20 protein-coding genes are annotated in these 18,377 nt (G+C 49.1%); 1 reads left to right on the forward strand and 19 read right to left on the reverse strand.

Going from position 1 to position 18,377, the window contains the following annotated elements:
- Positions 1-56: 56 nt before the first annotated feature.
- The 15 genes from EV209_RS03655 to EV209_RS03720 form a co-directional block, all read right to left on the reverse strand.
- On the reverse strand, positions 57-836 hold the full coding sequence (locus EV209_RS03655) for an aminoglycoside adenylyltransferase domain-containing protein (RefSeq protein WP_243647482.1): 780 nt from the start codon (positions 834-836) through the stop codon (positions 57-59).
- 46 nt (positions 837-882) lie between these two features.
- Positions 883-1,545, reverse strand: coding sequence for a nitroreductase family protein (locus tag EV209_RS03660; protein ID WP_130433147.1), 663 nt, complete (start codon positions 1,543-1,545; stop codon positions 883-885).
- A gap of 32 nt (positions 1,546-1,577) precedes the next feature.
- On the reverse strand, positions 1,578-2,183 hold the full coding sequence (locus tag EV209_RS03665; protein WP_130433149.1) for a TetR/AcrR family transcriptional regulator: 606 nt from the start codon (positions 2,181-2,183) through the stop codon (positions 1,578-1,580).
- Between the two features lie 194 nt (positions 2,184-2,377).
- Positions 2,378-3,649, reverse strand: a complete 1,272-nt coding sequence (locus tag EV209_RS03670; RefSeq protein ID WP_130433151.1) for an FAD-dependent oxidoreductase — start codon at positions 3,647-3,649, stop codon at positions 2,378-2,380.
- 52 nt (positions 3,650-3,701) lie between these two features.
- Positions 3,702-4,157 (reverse strand): Fe-S cluster assembly sulfur transfer protein SufU, encoded by a 456-nt coding sequence (sufU, locus tag EV209_RS03675; protein ID WP_130433153.1) that lies wholly within the window; start codon positions 4,155-4,157, stop codon positions 3,702-3,704.
- On the reverse strand, positions 4,135-5,373 hold the full coding sequence (locus EV209_RS03680) for an aminotransferase class V-fold PLP-dependent enzyme (RefSeq protein ID WP_243647483.1): 1,239 nt from the start codon (positions 5,371-5,373) through the stop codon (positions 4,135-4,137). The genes sufU and EV209_RS03680 overlap by 23 nt, the downstream gene beginning before the upstream one ends.
- Positions 5,363-6,427 carry a SufB/SufD family protein gene (locus tag EV209_RS03685; RefSeq protein ID WP_130433157.1) on the reverse strand — a complete coding sequence of 355 codons (1,065 nt, stop codon included), beginning with the start codon at positions 6,425-6,427 and terminating at the stop codon, positions 5,363-5,365. Before EV209_RS03685 ends, EV209_RS03680 begins: the two co-directional genes overlap by 11 nt.
- A 30-nt stretch (positions 6,428-6,457) precedes the next feature.
- Positions 6,458-7,864, reverse strand: a complete 1,407-nt coding sequence (gene sufB, locus EV209_RS03690) for a Fe-S cluster assembly protein SufB (protein WP_130433159.1) — start codon at positions 7,862-7,864, stop codon at positions 6,458-6,460.
- A 4-nt stretch (positions 7,865-7,868) separates the two neighbouring features.
- On the reverse strand, positions 7,869-8,633 hold the full coding sequence (gene sufC, locus EV209_RS03695; RefSeq protein ID WP_130433160.1) for a Fe-S cluster assembly ATPase SufC: 765 nt from the start codon (positions 8,631-8,633) through the stop codon (positions 7,869-7,871).
- A 200-nt stretch (positions 8,634-8,833) separates the two neighbouring features.
- Positions 8,834-9,463, reverse strand: a complete 630-nt coding sequence (locus EV209_RS03700; protein WP_130433162.1) for a CatA-like O-acetyltransferase — start codon at positions 9,461-9,463, stop codon at positions 8,834-8,836.
- A gap of 66 nt (positions 9,464-9,529) precedes the next feature.
- Entirely contained in the window at positions 9,530-10,066 is a 537-nt protein-coding gene (locus EV209_RS03705; protein WP_130433164.1) for a DUF3795 domain-containing protein, read from the reverse strand.
- Between the two features lie 67 nt (positions 10,067-10,133).
- Positions 10,134-10,280: a hypothetical protein gene (locus EV209_RS16235; RefSeq protein WP_165388802.1), complete on the reverse strand. Its 147-nt coding sequence runs from the start codon at positions 10,278-10,280 to the stop codon at positions 10,134-10,136.
- Between the two features lie 50 nt (positions 10,281-10,330).
- Entirely contained in the window at positions 10,331-10,432 is a 102-nt protein-coding gene (locus tag EV209_RS16940; protein WP_334295309.1) for a DUF4160 domain-containing protein, read from the reverse strand.
- 224 nt (positions 10,433-10,656) lie between these two features.
- On the reverse strand, positions 10,657-13,284 hold the full coding sequence (gene ppdK, locus EV209_RS03715; RefSeq protein ID WP_130433166.1) for a pyruvate, phosphate dikinase: 2,628 nt from the start codon (positions 13,282-13,284) through the stop codon (positions 10,657-10,659).
- A 274-nt stretch (positions 13,285-13,558) separates the two neighbouring features.
- On the reverse strand, positions 13,559-13,708 hold the full coding sequence (locus tag EV209_RS03720) for a zinc-ribbon domain-containing protein (protein WP_165388803.1): 150 nt from the start codon (positions 13,706-13,708) through the stop codon (positions 13,559-13,561).
- Positions 13,709-13,829: 121 nt separating this feature from the next.
- Between EV209_RS03720 and EV209_RS03725 the strand changes: the two genes are divergently transcribed.
- The gene (locus tag EV209_RS03725) at positions 13,830-14,006 is read left to right on the forward strand and encodes a DUF4250 domain-containing protein (RefSeq protein ID WP_130433170.1); all 177 of its coding nucleotides are present in this window, start codon (positions 13,830-13,832) and stop codon (positions 14,004-14,006) included.
- Between the two features lie 37 nt (positions 14,007-14,043).
- On the opposite strand, the gene EV209_RS03730 is transcribed toward EV209_RS03725, so the two are convergent.
- The 4 genes from EV209_RS03730 to EV209_RS03745 form a co-directional block, all read right to left on the reverse strand.
- Positions 14,044-14,361, reverse strand: coding sequence for a LiaF transmembrane domain-containing protein (locus EV209_RS03730; RefSeq protein WP_130433172.1), 318 nt, complete (start codon positions 14,359-14,361; stop codon positions 14,044-14,046).
- 212 nt (positions 14,362-14,573) lie between these two features.
- Complete coding sequence (gene gdhA / locus EV209_RS03735) at positions 14,574-15,908, reverse strand: NADP-specific glutamate dehydrogenase (RefSeq protein ID WP_130433174.1); 1,335 nt, start codon at positions 15,906-15,908, stop codon at positions 14,574-14,576.
- A 359-nt stretch (positions 15,909-16,267) separates the two neighbouring features.
- Positions 16,268-16,921, reverse strand: coding sequence for a fructose-6-phosphate aldolase (fsa, locus tag EV209_RS03740; RefSeq protein ID WP_130433176.1), 654 nt, complete (start codon positions 16,919-16,921; stop codon positions 16,268-16,270).
- Between the two features lie 61 nt (positions 16,922-16,982).
- Positions 16,983-18,371 (reverse strand): glycine--tRNA ligase, encoded by a 1,389-nt coding sequence (locus EV209_RS03745; protein ID WP_130433178.1) that lies wholly within the window; start codon positions 18,369-18,371, stop codon positions 16,983-16,985.
- Positions 18,372-18,377: the final 6 nt, after the last annotated feature.

An 18,377-nucleotide genomic window follows, 5' to 3' on the forward strand; every position in this document is an offset into this window, starting at 1 on the left:
GAATTTCAAATCTATTCATATGAATATCTGTTCATATGTATGATAAATCATATCTGTCAGTTTGTCAACTGTTTTTTTATTCTTGATTCAATTTCTTTCAGCAGGGTTTCTGCGAATTGTTTCCCGGCCTCTTCCTCTGCCTGCATCCCCCTGTCTGACCGGTAGCATTGCAGCGCCTGCAGGATGAGGGAACGGTATTTCTTCTCCAGATTTTCCAGCCCCCATTCCCCACCCCTTTCTTTTGAAAGAATAGTTCCTTCCCTTAAATATGCCGATATTCTGCACAAATTCAAAATATTGTAAACAGGCTGATCTAAAATATCCGCCGCTGCGTTTTTAATATCATGCCACAGGCTGTCCAAATAACAGTCGGCAGGTACAGCGCCAAAGACTTCAGGGATTTCCTTTCCGGAGAGTTTTACTCCGTATTCTTTAATAATTGTAAAATGGGCCGCCAGATCTCTGTCTTCCCCTTTCATCTGACTGATGAATTCCCTGGGGTTCTCAAGCGCCCTTTGCCTGTGCATGCATGAAAAATGCATTTCAAACGGGGTCGGGTAAATAAATGGATCACAGTATTTCTTATTTACAAAGCTGATTTCCAGACCTTTCGCAGGGGCTCTGGCGTCCAGTTCCGCAATGTTTTCCAAAAGGCTGAGTTTTTGTTCATCAGCTATGCTGTCCTCCACAATCACGATCACATCAATATCGCTCTTGTGAGGGTTAAAGCATCCCATAGCCAGGGAACCGTGCAGGTAAATTCCTGTGAGGCTGCCTCCCAGTATCCTCTGGCATGTATTTACAAGATCATCCAATATCTCCTGGCAGCGCATCATTTATCCTCCTATAGGCGGCATTTTGCCGCAATTTGAATCAGATCTGTTAAGCCCAAGAAAAGTTCTTTTTTCCAGCGCCAATCTCAAAATGGTATTTCACAATGCCAGTATCGATTTGAGACATAGGGCTGTTATCCTTTGTATGAATAGATACGGCATTACCATTCGCTTCGATGAAAAAGTTCTGTCTGTTCAGGCCTGTGGGAGCAAGAACAGCCGAATTCATACCATCAATAAACCATTTATCACTGCATGGCCTGCATAAACTTTCAATGCCCTTAGACTTATGCTGCGTACCGTCAGCAGCGCCATAATCAATTGCAATCACACCAACTAATTCCTCCTCAGGAACCAGCGATACCAAACATTTTTTCGCATTGTATGTATTTGTGACAAAACACGAATTAAGACCTGCTTGCTGAGCTTTAATCATAAGACGCGCTCCATAGTAACCACACTTCACATAAAAGTCACCTTGCTTTTTACCTGCCAAAGCAATATAGTTTTTTACATTTTTGAATCTGCCAAATAAAGGGACAAAACTTTCAAATGCACCTTCATCTTCCGTTACTAATTGAATATGCAGCTGTCCCATTCGATTACACTGCTCAATTTCTTCTTTCAATCCATCAATCAAGACAGGTGAAAGTGGTTTTGTTGTATATTTCCTGACTGCGTGCCTTGCTCTGATTGCTTCTAACTCCGTCATAATAGGTTCCTCCTGTTTTCTCTCAACGCATGTTATAACATTACTTTGTTTAATAGTATTCTCTCTGTAAGAGCACCCCAATCGCCATTTTCATACTGTATTCCTTTCATATTGGCCATAGCTGCCAGACCATGTACAGCTGCCCACATTACTAAGAGGTCATCTCTTAATTCATTTTCATCAATGTTCAGTTCTTTCATCCCTCTTTTCGCTCCATTTACGAAAATTTCAAATGGAGTGCAGTCACTGTTCCATGTAATTTCAGTCTCTTTTATTTGAATGCCCAGATACTCACTGTCAAATAAGAAATTAAAATAGTGGGGATATTTTGCAAAAAATTCCACATAGGCGACACCCATAGAAATTGTAACATACTGGCACGGATTTTCCTCAACTGCCTGTTTTAGAGTGTCTGCAAACTTGTCTATAACATAAGCGTACATTTCCCGAAGCAATTCACCTATATTCTCAAAGTGATTATAGCAGGCAGTCGCTGACACCCCTACTTTCTTTGCCACCTTTCGTAAAGAAAACTTTTCAATTCCCACCTCGTGAATTAACTCAATTCCCTGTTCAATAAGCGCCTCTTTTAAATTGCCAAAATGATATGATTTATTTTCGTTTACATCTGGATTCAAATTGTCACCGCCTTTAAATTAACATATGTTAACATTCATATTATAGCCGCTATATTAACATATGTCAATATTACAGTTTGTTATTCCAGGAAAAACAGGAGTACATGCAGAGCGAGGGCGCCGCTCAATCATCTATTTTAATGATTTTGCGGCGCCCTCTGCTCAGACGTGTTTCAAATACCTGCCGTGCGGCCTCATTTTTCAGCGAATATCCCGGTCAGCCCGGCTTCTTCCACTCTTTTCTCTACTTCTTCTCTACTGGTGGTATACAGCCCCATACGCTGCATCCGTTCCCAGTAAGCAGAACCGGAAAATGTATATTTTCCCACCACCTGTTCCTGTTCCAGCGCTTCGCCCGCACAGGCAATGATATCTCCGCAGGCAAGGCTTCCAGGCAAAGTCAGCAAACTTTTCCCCCGCAGTCTGCGCACTGCGTTAAACCCGGCCAGGGTTCCTGTCACAATCGCTTCTGTGTGGCCTACCATGGGCCCTGCTTTTTCTCCTGCGCAGAAAAGATTAGGCCGTTCCTTTACCTGAAGCGTATTCTCCCTGGGCGCCATGGCCAGAAAGCGGATGGAATTTCCTTTTCCTCCCGCATAGGGGTCCTCAAATCTGGCATTTTCCATTCCAGGGATACACCTGAGTTTGCGCAGCGGGTACCAGGGGGCCATCAGCTTTGCATGCCCTGTGTCCAGCAGCACCAGCTGACGGGCAAATTCTGGCAGCGCATACTGCTGGCAGGCTTTGGCCGAAAGATGATCCTCTCTCAGGGAGTCCGGGACTGGAACCAACGCGGCCCCGGCTTCCTCCAGCTCTTTCTGAATCCCGGCGGAAAGAGATTCTTTCATCAGTTTGCAGGAACCGCTCATGGCTCCGGTCCCCCCATCCTCCCTCCTTCCGGCTTTTTCTTTCACCCCTGCCAGGCCGCACAGGCTCACTCTGCCTCCAAAAACAGGACAGCGCAGCACACAAGCGGCGCAGCCGTTTCCGTATCTGGCGCATTCGCCCATAGGCCCGGCCGTACCTGTGGCGTCCACAAAAACCTTGCCTTCATATCGGGTGCCTTCAGCGGAAATCACAGCTTTTAATCGTTCTTTGTCCATTTCGGCCTTAATAATTCTGGAACCGTATACGATATGGACCCCTGATTCAGCCAGTGTCCGTTCCAGCACACCGCTGACTTTTCCCACATCATACAGCCAGGCATGGCGGTGTCCTGGAAAGTCTATGTTTTTGTGACGGGAAATACTGTCAGTCAGCGCAAATAAAGCGCCGGCCCCCAGAGCGTCCATCTCCTCCGCCGCCGTAAACCGGCCATTATTCCTCATAATTCCTCCCGCCAGGCCTGTTCCGGGAAGCATATCCGTACGCTCCAGCAAAACAACTGATGCACCCTGAACCGCTGCCTCCAGCGCAGCCGCACAGCCTCCCCAGCCGCCTCCGGCCACTATTACATCATATTTCATATCCCTGCATCCTCTGATCTGTTTTCTATTTTTATATGCAGGCAAAACATTGTCATTCCAGATTCACGCCTGGCCCGGCAGAAATATTTCCATTCAGCGCTTCTTCCAGAGTATGCCAGCCCAGAACTGCGCATTTTACTCTGGCAGGCATATGAGAAATATCCTGCAGCGCCGAAGCCTCTTCCAGGCCGTCCAGTTCCTCTTCCGTCAAACTGCCCTGGATCATGCGCAGGAAAAGATCCGCCAGCCGCAGCGCTTCTTCTTTTTCCCTGCCGATCACCAGGTCCAGCATGATATCCGCGGAAGCCTGGGAAATGGCGCAGCCGTCCCCCACAAAAGCTCCGTCGCAAATTCTGCCGTCCTCTACCAGCAGTTTCAGATAGATATGATCCCCGCAGCTGGGATTCACCCCCTCCAGCACCAAATTGGCCTCCGCCAGATCATGTTTGTGCTCCGGATGCAGATTGTGTTCTGTTAAGATTTCATTATAAAATCGGTTCGTCTCCATATCCCATTTTCCTCCTGATCCCTTCCACGCTTTTCAAGAAAGCGCTGACTTCATTTTCCGTATTATAAAAGCTGAAACTGGCCCTGGCGGAAGAAGAAATTCCCAGGTGCTGCATCAGCGGCTGGGCGCAGTGATGCCCTGCCCGGACAGCAATCCCATCACCGTCCAGGATGGCGCTGATGTCATGGGGATGCACGCCGTCTATGGTGAAGGTCAGTATGCCTGCGTGCTCTTCCGGAAGGTCAGAACCAATGACATGCACATGGGGAATCTTTTTCAGCCCCGAGAGAGCCTGGGAGGTCAGCTCTGTTTCTCTGCGGTGTATTTCCTCATATCCCACCTTTTTCATATAATGAATGGCGGCTTCAAGGCCTGCGGCCCCAGCCGCATTCACAGTCCCGGCCTCAAATTTGTACGGGAGTTCCGCGAAAACCGCGCCGGTCCTGGTCACGGACTGAATCATCTCCCCTCCCGTGAGAAAAGGAGGCATTTTCTCCAGCAATTCCCGCCTGCCGTACAACACTCCGATCCCCATAGGCCCCAGAAGCTTATGCCCGGAAAATGCCAGGAAATCCACTCCCAGTTCCTTCACATCCACAGGAATATGGGGGACGCTCTGTGCCGCGTCCAACACCACGGCCGCGCCTCTCTCCCTGGCCATAGAAACAATCCTTTTTATGGGATTCACCCTTCCAAACACATTGGATATATGGGCTATGGCCACCAGCCTGGTTCTGTCAGAAAATCCTTCCTGGAGCTGTTCCTCCGTTATCCTGCCGTCCGGCAGGCATTCCAGGAATTTCAATCTGGCATTCGTCTGCCTGGCTACCATCTGCCAGGGCAGCAGGTTGCTGTGATGTTCCATGACACTCACCAGAATTTCGTCTCCGGCTTTCAAATATTGGAGCCCATAGCTATACGCCGTCAGATTCAGGCTCTCTGTCGTATTCCTTGTGAAAATTATTTCCTCAGGTGATTCCGCATGGATCAATTCCTGAACTGTTTTCCTTGCGCTTTCATATTTTTCAGTGGCTGAAACGCTCAGCCTGTAAAAACCTCGCATCGGATTGGCGTTATGCTGTTCATAAAACGTCTTCTCGGCCTCGATGACGCAGCCGGGGCGCTGGGCGGTGGCCGCGTTGTCCAGGTAAATCACCGGATCACAGTCCAGAAGGGGAAAATCCTTTCTGTATGGATTATTTCGTTTATTCTCCACTGCCTGCCGCCTCCTCCAGATAATTCTGAACCTGCCTCTGGGCTTCTTCATCTCCGATCTTTTGGCAAACCGCCTCTATCCTGGCGCGGACGATCATGCTGCAGGCGCTCTCTCTGTCCATTCCTCTGGAACAGAGATAAAACAGAAGCTCTTCATCCAGCCTGCCAATGGTGGCCCCATGGTTTCCCTGCACATTTTCTTCCCCGCAGAGAATCAGTGGGATGGTCTGATTGACGGCTCCGTCACTGAGCAGCAGCACATCTTCTTTTTCTTCCCCCATTGATTCCGAGGAACCGGTCTGAAAATCTATAGTGCCGCGGAAAAGCTTAAAGGACCGGTCCTGCAGAGCGCCAATGGCCCGGATGGAACTCATGGATTGAACCCCTTTATGCACTGCGGTATAATTCATGTCATATTTCTGCTCATTTCTCCCCAGATATCCAATATCTGCCGTCAGACCGCTTCCTCTCCCCGCCAGATCCGCCTGACAGCCGGAATAGGTTTTCTCCGATCCCAGAAACAGCTGAACCACCTCTGCCGATGCTCCTTCTGCGCAGCTGATCCCCACGTCGTTGAGCATGGCGTAGCCCGTTCCCAGGAGCTGAATCTGAATCAGACGCACCTTCGCATCTTTTTCCAGGCGCAGCCGGATCCGCACCGCAGCCAGGCCTTGATCCGCCTTTCCTGAGGTATAATCCATGATAACAGTCAGGACGCTGCCCTCTTCCGCTAATACCTGGACTTCCTGAAAGCTGTTCTGTTCACTTTCATATACAAAATGCAGCTTCACTGCATCTTTTCCGCCGGCTGTGGAACACAATCGGATTGGCGGATTCTTTCCCCTTTCCGCCAGCCGGTCCATATCTTTCCCCATCCCTGCAGCGATGGTTGAAAAATCGAATTTTCCTGCTGCCGCACTTTCCGCCGCGCCCTCTGTAAACACTGCGCAAGAGTCTGTAATTTCTATCTGATCCAGGCTGCTCTCATTCATCCTCAGCCAGTTCCATGTCCTGACCGGCAGCCTGTTAACTTTCATATTTAATTTCTGGCCCATGATAAGGCCTCCTTTCCTATAATACAGGCTTCAGCCAATACTTCCCTTCATCTCCAGACGGATCAGATTGTTCATTTCCACCGCATATTCCAGAGGCAGTTCTTTGGATACATTTTCCGCAAAACCGCTGACAATCATCGCTTTTGCGTCTTCCTCGCTGAGCCCTCTGGACATCAGGTAGAATACTGCTTCATCGCTGATCCTTCCGATCTTGGCTTCATGCCCGATGTCCGCGTCCTGAGTACGGATATCCATAGCCGGAATCGTGTCCGAACGGGACTGGGAATCCAGCATCAGAGACTGGCAGGATACTGCTGCCTTACTTTTCCCGGCCCCCTTTGACACAACCACAGAACTGCGGAAGGTGCTGATCCCTCCGTCTTTGGAAATGGACCTGGTATTCATAAAAGAAGTTGTTTCCGGCGCGCTGTGCACCACCTTTGCTCCGGTGTCCAGGTTCTGTCCTTTCCCCGCAAACGTAATGCCCGTAAACTCCATTCTGGCCCCTCTTCCCTTGAGGATGCTCATGGGATACAGGCAGGAAACGTGGGACCCAAAAGACCCGGACACCCACTCAATGGTCCCTCCTTCTTCCACTACTGCTCTTTTTGTATTCAGGTTATACATATTTTTAGACCAGTTCTCTATAGTGGAATACCGGAGACGGGCATGTTTTCTCACATACAGCTCCACACATCCCGCATGGAGATTTGCCACATTGTATTTCGGCGCGGAACATCCCTCAATGAAATGGAGGTCCGCCCCTTCGTCAACGATGATCAGCGTGTGTTCAAACTGCCCTGCCCCAGGCGCGTTGAGGCGGAAATAGGACTGCAGCGGTATGGTCACGGAAACGCCCGGCGGAACATATACAAAAGAACCGCCGGACCACACAGCCCCGTGGAGAGCGGCAAATTTATGATCTGTGGGCTTCACCAGCTTCATAAAATGATTTCTCACCATATCCGCGTACTCCCCGGTCAGCGCGCTTTCCATGTCCGTATAGACCACGCCCTGCTCCGCCACTTCCCGCCGCACGTTATGATAAACTAACTCAGAATCGTACTGCGCGCCTACCCCGGCCAGGGATTTTCGCTCCGCCTGCGGAATTCCCAAACGCTCAAAGGTTTCTTTGATCTCTTCCGGAACCTCTGACCATTTCCTTTTCATCTTCGTATTCGGGCGTACATAGGTGGCAATATGGTCTATATCCAGGCCGTCCAGAGACGGACCCCAATCCGGTATTTTCATATTGTTATAGATCTGCAGAGACCGCAGGCGGAACAGTTCCATCCAGGCAGGATCGTTTTTTTCTCTGGAAAGCTGCTGGACAATGGCTGACGTCAGCCCTTCCTGCAGGCGGTATACATCTTTTTCCTCATTTTTTATATCGTAGATGCTTCTGTCTATATCATCCACAAAGGTTTTTTCTTCCATCAAATCAGCTCCTTTCCACAGCTTCCGGATTCATAAACGGTTCAAAGCCCTCCCGGTTGATCTGTTCCACCAGCGCGCCGTCCCCTGTCGTCACGATCCTCCCGTCCACCATCACATGGGTATAATCCACATGCAGGGATTCCAGGATTCTGGTGCTGTGGGTGATGATCAGCAAGCTGCCCTTCCTGTCTTTCTGAAAGGCTTCCACACCTTGAGATACTGTGCGCACTGCATCCACATCCAGCCCGGAATCTGTCTCATCCAGGATGGCCAGAACCGGCTTGAGCATAAGCATCTGCAGGATTTCTGATTTTTTCTTTTCTCCTCCTGAAAAACCCACATTCAGTTCCCGTTCACCAAAAGTTCCGTCCAGCTGAAGCAATTCCATGGCTCTGGCCAGCTCTTTCCTGTATTCCCGGAACCGGAGCTTCCCTCCCTGTCCTGCGGACAAGGCGCTGCGGATAAATCCGTTTAAAGATAATCCCGGAACCTCTAATGGGTTCTGAAAAGAAAGAAACATCCCTGCCCTGGCCCTTTGATCCGCGGATTCCTCTTCAATCCGCTTCCCCTGGAACCAGATCTCTCCGCCTGTAATCTCATAGCGCGGATTTCCCATCAGGGCGTAACCCAGCGTGGATTTTCCGGCTCCGTTAGGCCCCATGAGCACATGGGTTTCTCCTTTTCCAATCTGCAGATCAATCCCATGCAGGATCTCCTTCTCTTCCACATTGACTGATAATTTTTTTATTTGAAGTATTTGACTTGACATAACATCCTCCGTTTCAATTGCGCTGTGCTTTAAAACCTATCTTATTCATAGGTTTATAGTAATCATAAATGCTATATCCTACTTTGTCAATAGGAATTTAGTGTGCAAACTACTGCTGCTGGTAATAATAACTTACCTGCAAAAAATACAATCCGTATCCCACGGCAAACATTTCCGAAATGTTATTGTGCCGGCCGCTTTTACCACCTATCCAAAAAGCCCTGCAATTTTTCAACAAATTTCCCGATATGAATTCCGTCAACAAACGAATGATGGGCCTGTACGGATACCGGCATCACTGTTTTTCCCTCTTTTTCATAATACTTTCCCCAATCAAACAAAGGGGTTGCATTCTCCTGCTTTCCTGAATTCGTATGAGAAATATGCGTATAAGTTACCCAGGGCATAGGGGAGCACTGAAACACATCATTTCCTAAGGGGCCTGTAAAATACTCTTTCTGCTTCTGGGCAGTTTGGGCAGCCAATGCGCAGTATTCTTTCAAATCATCAAGCATAGGCACGTTAACCACCTTGAACAGTTCTGTCTCCTGATCCAGGTAAGTAAAGGCCGTGTCTATTTTATCAAACAAAACGATCTTTCCATCGGCAAACCGGTAGCGAAACGCCTCTATTTCATTGGCACATTTGCAGACTGCGTACACCATTGCCAGCGTGAAAGAAAGTCCTTGCTCTTTAACCATACGCCTGAACTTCGTAATATCCGCTTCAAATGTTACGCAGAATGCCGGTTCAACACTGTTTCTGAAAACCATGCAGTGCATTACCCTTTTCCATGTTTTTTCATCTATTACCTGATACTGATTAGCCATATCTTTCTCCTCATGTCCGCCCTGCCGGCCTATTATATTTGCCAGTCTGATACTCTGCCCGATCACTCATTTTCGTTTTTTCAATTTCAGCTCAAAACCATTCTCCGATGCATGCTGCTGAAGAAGAGCTGAAACAAACGCCGCCTTTTCTTTTCTTGGCATCTCTGAAGTCTCCGAATCAGCTCTTTTGACGATTGCTTCTAATTCATCTGATTCCAGAAGATTGACCGCCAAACAGAACAGCGTCTTCTTTCGGCCATCATTATATTGATCCAACAAATGATCCAGTATTTCCGCTTTCTTTTTCTGTTCCACATTATACTTTTCTATGCCGCATTGCTGCGCCTTATGCAGATCCGCTTTTCGCTTTTGATGCGTAATAAAAGAATCATACTCGTCTATGTATTCATACCTCTCACATGGATACTCCCCGCACTGAAAGCAGTATTCTATGGAACCATGTTCTAAGGAACATCTTGCTATAGGGCATGACTGATTACCAAATCCACAGCCGCCGCAATGCCCGCCCAGATGCATAGAACATAAGCCGCAATTCAGTCCGCAAAGTGAAAATAGCGGATTTTCTCTTTTAAACCCTTTCATAGCCTGTACCTCACAATCTGCAATTACAGAGAAATTCCATGTATTGCATTTTCATATAAGAATACTGTCAGCTCATCTCTGTCGCCAGTATTATACTGCCTATATACTTATCGGTAACGGTTAATATTCCTGCTCCTGCCGCAACCAAAATCTTATTGGCTACAACCTGATACATCTCTGGATAGAAACGGGCATCAAGTCTATTATCACTCAAACAGTTCACCTCTTTTTTAAATTAACGGGTTAATTCTGTCCAACGGTTTATTATCCTCTGATAATTCCCAGTTCTGCATGGAAATGCGGAGGGTTGTGGTCACTCCAATACATTGTGATGCGTATATCATAAAATAGACTAATTTCAGGCATTGGCTGATTTCCCCCTTTCCTTGTTTAACCACATTATAGCATCTGTTTTAGAAATAATCCAGAAAAACCATTGCCAGCAGTTTTCAATGCGCGTTTACCGGCTCGGCGGTGGTAAAAAATAAGACCTCATACTATGGGCTACATAGTACAAGGTCTTTACTTCTTATTTGGGGCAAACTTTTTGGCTATTTGAGATTGCCTTTTAACAAAAATCCCAGCATTTATTATTTATTATTCAGCGCCGCCTGTGCTGCTGCCAATCTTGCGATGGGCACGCGGAAGGGTGAGCAGCTCACATAGGTCAGCCCTACCTTGTGGCAGAATTCCACAGATGACGGATCTCCGCCATGTTCGCCGCAGATTCCCAGCTTCAGATCCTTGCGGACGCTGCGGCCTTTTTCTGCCGCCATCTTCACCAGCTGGCCAACGCCGTTCTGGTCCAGACGAGCAAAGGGATCAGATTCGTAAATCTTGCTCTCATAATAAGAGCTCAGGAATTTACCTGCATCGTCACGGCTGAAACCAAAGGTCATCTGGGTCAGATCGTTGGTACCGAAGGAGAAGAATTCAGCTTCCTCGGCTACCTCGTCAGCCAGAAGGGCCGCGCGGGGGATCTCAATCATAGTTCCCACATGGTAGTTAATATACAGTTCTTTTTCTTCCATCACAGCCTTTGCTGTCTGGTCGATCACTTCTTTGACGAATTTCAATTCTTTCTTATCGCCCACCAGCGGAACCATGATTTCAGGAACAATATCATATCCGCACTCTTCCTTCACTTCGATGGCAGCCTCGATCACTGCTCTTGTCTGCATCTTAGCGATTTCCGGGAAGGTCACTGCCAGACGGCAGCCGCGGTGTCCCATCATGGGATTGAACTCATGTAGTTCGTCACATTTTGCCTGCACCTGTTCGATGGTCAGCCCCATATCTTCTGCCAGAGCCTTGATATCTTCCGGATCGGTGGGAACGAACTCATGCAGCGGCGGATCCAGGTAGCGGACGGTCATCGGACGGCCGCGCAGGGCCTTATACATTCTCTTAAAGTCTTCCTTCTGGAAAGGCAGCAGTTCCATCAGAGCTTCTTCACGGGCTTCCTGGGTCTCGGAAAGGATCATCTTGCGGATCTTCGGGATGCGGTCAGGCTCAAAGAACATATGCTCCGTACGGCACAGGCCGATGCCTTCCGCGCCCAGCTTCACTGCGTTTTCTGTATCCGCAGGTGTGTCCGCGTTGGTGCGTACCTGCAGCTTGCGGAAACGGTCAGCCCACATCATGATGCGTCCGAAGTTGCCGCTTACAGAAGCCTCTACTGTTTTGATATCGCCTTTATAGATTTTACCGGTGCTGCCGTCCAGAGAAATGTAATCTCCCTCTGTAAACGTATGGCCGCCCAGTTCAAATTTCTTTTCTTCTTCGTTGATCTTGATTTCCCCGCAGCCGGACACACAGCAGGTTCCCATTCCGCGGGCAACCACTGCAGCGTGAGAAGTCATGCCGCCGCGTACGGTCAGAATACCTTCTGCTGCGTGCATTCCTTCGATATCCTCAGGAGAAGTCTCCAGACGGACCAGAATGACGCGCTCGCCTTTTGCATGAGCCATCTTCGCCTCATCAGCGGTGAAATACACCTTACCGGCAGCAGCGCCGGGAGAAGCGGGCAGTGCGGAACCGATCACTTCGCCGGCTTTCAGCGCATCCTCGTCAAAGGTAGGGTGCAGCAGCTGGTCCAGAGATTTGGCGTCAATGCGGCATACTGCTTCTTCGGGAGTGATCTTTCCTTCATCCACCAGGTCACAGGCGATCTGAATGGCTGCAGGGGCTGTTCTCTTGCCGTTTCTGGTCTGCAGGAAATACAGCTTGCCTTCCTGGATGGTGAATTCCATATCCTGCATATCGCGGTAATGGTTTTCCAGCTTCATCGCCAGCTCCATGAACTGAGCATAGCACTCAGGCATATCCTCTGCCAGCTTTGCAATCGGCTGAGGTGTGCGCACGCCGGCAACCACGTCTTCACCCTGGGCATTGATCAGGTATTCGCCGAAAATGCCTCTTTCTCCGGTAGAAGGGTTACGGGTAAAGGCCACGCCGGTGCCGGAGGTATCTCCCATATTACCAAAAACCATGGTCTGCACATTCACTGCAGTGCCCCAGTCTCCGGGAATATCGTTCATTCGTCTGTAAACAATGGCGCGGGGGTTGTCCCAGGAACGGAACACAGCCTTTACTGCTTCCATCAGCTGCACTCTGGGATCCTGAGGGAATTCTTCCCCTTTCATAGCCTCTTTATAAACGCCCTTGAATCTGGCGATCAGTTCCTTCAGGTCCTCTGCGGTCAGCTCAGTGTCATAGTGAACGCCCTTGGCTTCCTTTACTTCGTCAATGATCTTTTCAAAGAAAGACTTGGGCACTTCCATCACCACGTCGGAGAACATCTGAATAAATCTTCTATAAGAATCGTATGCGAATCTGGCGTTTCCGGTCTTTTTTGCAAAACCTTCCACAGAAACGTCATTCAGGCCAAGGTTCAGGATTGTATCCATCATGCCCGGCATAGACGCGCGCGCTCCGGAACGTACGGAAACCAGCAGGGGATTTTCTGTATCTCCGAAGGTCCTTCCATTTTCCTGCTCCAGCCATTTCAATGCCTCAAAAATCTGTCCCTGGATTTCGTCAGTGATCTTTTTCCCGCTGTCATAATAATCCGTACATGCTTCTGTCGTCACGGTAAAGCCCTGAGGAATCGGCAGGCCCAGGTTTGTCATCTCGGCCAGGTTCGCGCCTTTGCCGCCCAGAAGGTTGCGCATTTCTGCATTGCCTTCTCTGAATAAATAAACCCATTTCTTGCTCATTGTATACCTCCTAATGATTGTCTCATCCGGATTCCGGACATACAGCCGTTCATCCAAATTGTCTGTTTTTTATTATACCACATTTTTCCGGCCTGTCCACGCTTTTCCCGCGAAAATATTTCCGAAAAGGCGGACTTTTTTGCGTTTCGTTTCATCCTTTATGATAAATTATCCACAAAAATTCAAGAATTTCCTGAAAGCGCTTTATTTTTCACCCTTCAGCAGGAGGCCAGAAGCACAAATGCCGCCCATACAGTACTGATAATACCGATAATCAGGCCTGCCACAGCCAGTTCTGATCCCCGTTCCATCTGTCGCTGTATTTCACCGGCTCCTGATTATCCGGCACCAGCGCCCCGCAGTAGGGGCAGACACGTTCATTCCCCTGCAGTGGTTTTCCGCATACATTACAATAATAAGCCATATTCATACCTCCCTCTTGATTTCATGCTTATATAATTTCCGGCCTGCGCTTGACATTTTTCTCCTGTTTGCATATGATAGTAACAGTTTAAACAGGCGCCCCGCGCCGGAAAGGATTCACTATGAAACTGCCGAAAGACCCCGTGATCCTGGTCAGCTATCTGAACACACAGCTCCGGGACTTCTACCCCAGCCTGGAGGCTTTCTGCGAAGCCAATGAAGCGGATGCAGAAGCAATCTGTGAAACGCTGGCCGACTACGATTATATCTACAGCAAAACCCTGAACCGTTTCCTGTAGGAAAGGTCCGGGGTTTTCTCCTCCTGCGGCAGGCTTTCTATTTCCTCCTGACATTGTCAAATATTAAGATCATGCCCAGCGCCACCAGCCCCAGCGGCAGAACCAGTTTGCCGCCAAAAGGCAGCCATCCCCTGGCGGAGCACAGCAGAAGCACGCCGATCACCAGGCACAGCACATTGCCGGTTTTCGGACCGTTTTTCAATATGCTGACCACTGCGGGTATGATCATCAGCAGCGTCCACCAGCCTGCAAAGAATATATCGAATGCCACGCCGCACACCTTCAGCACCAGCACCACGCCCAGCAGAACAAACATGAGCCCCATAAACAGGTCTCCGGATCTCTGATTCCTCATTTCTTTCTCCTTTATGTACATTCTATTTCCCCTGATAAATCAGGGAGTCTCCAACTATATAAAAGAATACAGTTTCATTATCCCATTCCAAAGGATAAAAGTCAACCTTTCGCCGGCAAGCTTTTCCTGAAACAGCCAAACGGACCAGGCATGCCGGGATTTCCGCCATACGCTGGTCCGTTTTTATTTTTTCATATGAAATTGCGTCCGGATTACACAACCCCCTGGGCGTTCATCGCTTCCACAACCTTCTCAAATCCGGCGATATTGGCGCCTGCCACATAGTTGCCTTCCAGGCCGTAGCGTTTCGACGCTTCATCTACCTTCTTAAAGATTCCAATCATGATTTCATGCAGCTTTGCGTCCACTTCTTCAAAGCTCCAGGACAGTCTCTGGCTGTTCTGGCTCATTTCCAGAGCGGAGGTAGCCACGCCGCCGGCGTTGGCAGCCTTTCCGGGCATGAACAGCATACCGTTTTCCTGGAAGAAATCAGTAGCCTCTCTGGTGGACGGCATATTTGCCCCTTCCGCCACAGCATAGCAGCCGTTTGCTTTCAGAGCCTTCGCATCCTCCAGGCCCAGCTCGTTCTGCGTCGCACAAGGCAGGGCGATATCACAGGGAACGGTCCAGATCCCCTTACCTTCTGTATAAACTGCCCCGGGCCTTGCTTCCACATATTCCTTAATCCGGCCTCTGCGCACTTCCTTGATCTCTCGCACCAGATCCAGGTCAATTCCGTCCTTATCGTATACATAGCCGTTGGAATCGCTGAGCGCCACTACTTTTGCCCCCAGCTGCTGCGCCTTCTGAGTCGCGTAAATTGCCACATTTCCTGAACCGGAAATCACCACTGTGCTTCCCGCAATGGCTTTGCCGTTTGCTTTCAGCATCTCATCCAGCATGTAAACCAGTCCGTATCCCGTTGCTTCTGTCCTGGCCAGGGAACCGCCGTAAGTCAGCCCCTTGCCGGTGAGAACGCCCTCGTACAGGCCGGTAAGCCTTTTATACTGGCCATAAAGATAGCCGATCTCTCTTCCGCCCACGCCGATATCCCCGGCAGGCACATCTGTATCCGCGCCGATATATTTATGCAGTTCCGTCATGAAGCTCTGGCAGAACGCCATGATTTCTCTGTCAGATTTACCTTTAGGATCAAAATCAGAACCGCCTTTGCCTCCGCCGATAGGCAGCCCTGTAAGGGAATTCTTAAAGATCTGCTCAAAACCCAGGAATTTGATAATGCCCTGGTTCACAGAAGGATGTAAACGCAGGCCGCCTTTATAAGGTCCGATGGCGCTGTTAAACTGTACGCGAAATCCGCGGTTCACCTGTACCTGTCCCTTATCATCCACCCACGGAATGCGGAAAGAAATCACCCTTTCCGGTTCTGTGATGCGTTCCAGCAGCGCGTCTTTTCTATACTTCTCTTCATTCTTTTCAATTACCACGCGCAGGGAATCCAGCACTTCCTTCACTGCCTGGTGGAATTCCTTTTCGGAAGGATTCTTCTCTACAACTCTCTGCATAACCTCATCAACGTAAGACATCTGGCAACCTCCTGTTTTCTCATTTTTACTCCTCAAAGCCTTCCTGTCTTTCCCACAGCTGCCTGCTAAAAAAGAAAAAAGCTCTGACCTGCCGCACATCCGTGCAGGCTATCAAAGCCACAGGACCTCTTTGTCATGCGTAGCATTATAGCGCATTAATGAGTTAAAGTCAATTCCTGCCAAAAAAGAAAGTAAATTTTTCTGTATTTTTTTCTGCAGCAGAAAACAGAGCGGGCAAAAAACCGGAATTTCTTTTGAATTTTTCGGAAAGAATGCCAGAAATCCCGGTTTTCAGGCCTGATAATTCCTGAAAACCGGGATTCATTTCTTCCATCAAATCAAAGGCAGTTCCGCCAGGGTTATTCACCGAATACAGCCTTGTAATCCGCCTGGAATTTCTCAATGCCCTGATCCGTCAGGGGATGTTTGATCATCTGCTCCAGAACGCTGTAGGGCACTGTCGCGATATCCGCGCCTGCCATGGCGCAGTCGATCACATGGATGGGATTGCGCACGCTGGCTGCGATAATTTCTGTCTCAATCCCGTGAAGGGCAAAGATTTCGGAAATCGTCCGCACCAAATCAATGCCCGGCATAGAAATATCATCCAGACGTCCCAAAAAAGGAGAAACATAAGCAGCTCCTGCTCTTGCCGCCAACAGGGCCTGCGCCGCGGAGAATACCAGAGTCACATTTGTCTTCACACCCATTGCGGACAGGGCTTTCGTTGCTTTCAGGCCTTCTGCGGTCATGGGAATCTTCACTACCATATTGGGATGGATCGCAGCGATTTCTTTTCCCTCCGCGATCATACCCTCTGCATCCGTGGTAGTCGCTTTCACTTCGCCGCTGATGGGGCCGTCAACAATAGACGTGATTTCCTCAATTACCTGTTTAAAATCGCGGCCTTCCTTGGCAATCAGGGACGGATTGGTGGTCACGCCGCAGATAATACCCATATCATTCGCCTTGCGGATATAATCCACATTCGCTGTGTCGATAAAGAATTTCATCTTGAAATACCTCCTTTTTTATTTTATCAGCAAAGCAGCCCATGCTGCCTCAGACTGACTTTCAGAAATCAAATTTGTCCGCAAAATAATTCTGCAGCTCTGCCATGGGAACGCGCACCTGCTCCATGGTATCCCGGTCACGCACGGTCACGCACCCGTCCGTCTCTGAATCAAAATCATAGGTCACGCAGAAAGGGGTTCCGATTTCATCCTGCCTTCTGTAGCGCTTCCCGATATTTCCTCTGTCGTCAAATTCGCAGTTATATTTTTTAGACAGCTCCCCGTACAGTTTCTCAGCGCCCTCATTCAGTTTCTTAGAAAGAGGCAGGATTCCGATCTTCACTGGAGCGATGGCCGGATGGAAGCGCAGGACGGTTCTCTTATCGCCGCCCTCCAGCTCCTCCTCGTCATAAGCGGAGCACAGAAACGCCAGTGTCACGCGGTCCGCGCCCAGAGAAGGCTCAATTACATATGGAATATACTTTTCTTTCTTTTCATCGTCAAAATAGGACATCTCTTCGCCGGAGGTATTCTGATGCTGGGTCAGGTCATAATCCGTACGATCCGCGATTCCCCACAGCTCGCCCCAGCCGAAGGGGAACAGGAACTCAATGTCCGTGGTTCCCTTGCTGTAGAAGCAGAGTTCTTCCGGAGAATGATCCCGGGCCCGCATCTCTTCTTCCTTGATTCCCAGGCTCTTCAGCCAGTCAATGCAAAAGGTTCTCCAATACTGGAACCACTCCAGGTCTGTTCCGGGCGCGCAGAAAAACTCCAGCTCCATCTGTTCAAACTCACGGGTACGGAATGTAAAGTTTCCGGGAGTAATCTCATTGCGGAAAGATTTGCCGATCTGGCCGATCCCGAAGGGAATCTTCTTCCTGGAGGTGCGCTGTACATTTTTAAAATTGACAAATATTCCCTGAGCTGTTTCCGGGCGGAGGTATACCGTATTCTTCGCATCCTCCGTGACGCCCTGAAACGTCTTGAACATCAGGTTGAACTGGCGGATATCTGTAAAATTATGCTTCCCGCAGGTAGGACAGGAAATCTGATGTTCATCAATGTAAGCCTTCATCTGTTCCTGGCTCCAGGCATCCACTGAGCCCTCGATTTGGATTCCGTTTTCCTCATTGTAGTCTTCAATCAGCTTGTCTGCGCGGAAACGCTCATGGCATTCCTTGCAATCCATTAAAGGATCAGAAAATCCGCCCAGATGGCCGGAGGCCACCCAGGTCTGAGGGTTCATCAGGATCGCGCAGTCCACGCCCACATTATAGGGGCTCTCCTGCACAAACTTCTGCCACCACGCTTTTTTCACATTATTCTTCAGCTCCACGCCCAGGTTGCCGTAATCCCAGGTATTCGCCAGGCCGCCGTAAATCTCCGAACCCGGATATACAAAGCCTCTGGCCTTTGCCAGCGCAACAATTTTATCCATTGTCTTTTCCATTATGCG

Source organism: Cuneatibacter caecimuris, from assembly GCF_004216775.1.
Lineage (GTDB): Bacteria > Bacillota > Clostridia > Lachnospirales > Lachnospiraceae > Cuneatibacter > Cuneatibacter caecimuris.

Coding starts and splice junctions, on each gene's coding strand:
- sufU (WP_130433153.1), bottom strand. CDS start 4,157: ATGGAGACGAACCGATTTTATAATGAAATCTTAACAGAACACAATCTG.
- EV209_RS03705 (WP_130433164.1), bottom strand. CDS start 10,066: ATGAAAGGGTTTAAAAGAGAAAATCCGCTATTTTCACTTTGCGGACTG.
- EV209_RS03745 (WP_130433178.1), bottom strand. CDS start 18,371: ATGGAAAAGACAATGGATAAAATTGTTGCGCTGGCAAAGGCCAGAGGC.
- sufC (WP_130433160.1), bottom strand. CDS start 8,633: ATGTCAAGTCAAATACTTCAAATAAAAAAATTATCAGTCAATGTGGAA.
- EV209_RS03685 (WP_130433157.1), bottom strand. CDS start 6,427: ATGGGCCAGAAATTAAATATGAAAGTTAACAGGCTGCCGGTCAGGACA.
- ppdK (WP_130433166.1), bottom strand. CDS start 13,284: ATGAGCAAGAAATGGGTTTATTTATTCAGAGAAGGCAATGCAGAAATG.
- EV209_RS03670 (WP_130433151.1), bottom strand. CDS start 3,649: ATGAAATATGATGTAATAGTGGCCGGAGGCGGCTGGGGAGGCTGTGCG.
- EV209_RS16940 (WP_334295309.1), bottom strand. CDS start 10,432: ATGCCTGAAATTAGTCTATTTTATGATATACGCATCACAATGTATTGG.
- EV209_RS03730 (WP_130433172.1), bottom strand. CDS start 14,361: ATGAGGAATCAGAGATCCGGAGACCTGTTTATGGGGCTCATGTTTGTT.
- EV209_RS03720 (WP_165388803.1), bottom strand. CDS start 13,708: ATGGCTTATTATTGTAATGTATGCGGAAAACCACTGCAGGGGAATGAA.
- gdhA (WP_130433174.1), bottom strand. CDS start 15,908: ATGTCTTACGTTGATGAGGTTATGCAGAGAGTTGTAGAGAAGAATCCT.
- EV209_RS03700 (WP_130433162.1), bottom strand. CDS start 9,463: ATGGCTAATCAGTATCAGGTAATAGATGAAAAAACATGGAAAAGGGTA.
- EV209_RS03655 (WP_243647482.1), bottom strand. CDS start 836: ATGATGCGCTGCCAGGAGATATTGGATGATCTTGTAAATACATGCCAG.
- EV209_RS03660 (WP_130433147.1), bottom strand. CDS start 1,545: ATGACGGAGTTAGAAGCAATCAGAGCAAGGCACGCAGTCAGGAAATAT.
- sufB (WP_130433159.1), bottom strand. CDS start 7,864: ATGGAAGAAAAAACCTTTGTGGATGATATAGACAGAAGCATCTACGAT.
- EV209_RS03725 (WP_130433170.1), top strand. CDS start 13,830: ATGAAACTGCCGAAAGACCCCGTGATCCTGGTCAGCTATCTGAACACA.
- fsa (WP_130433176.1), bottom strand. CDS start 16,921: ATGAAATTCTTTATCGACACAGCGAATGTGGATTATATCCGCAAGGCG.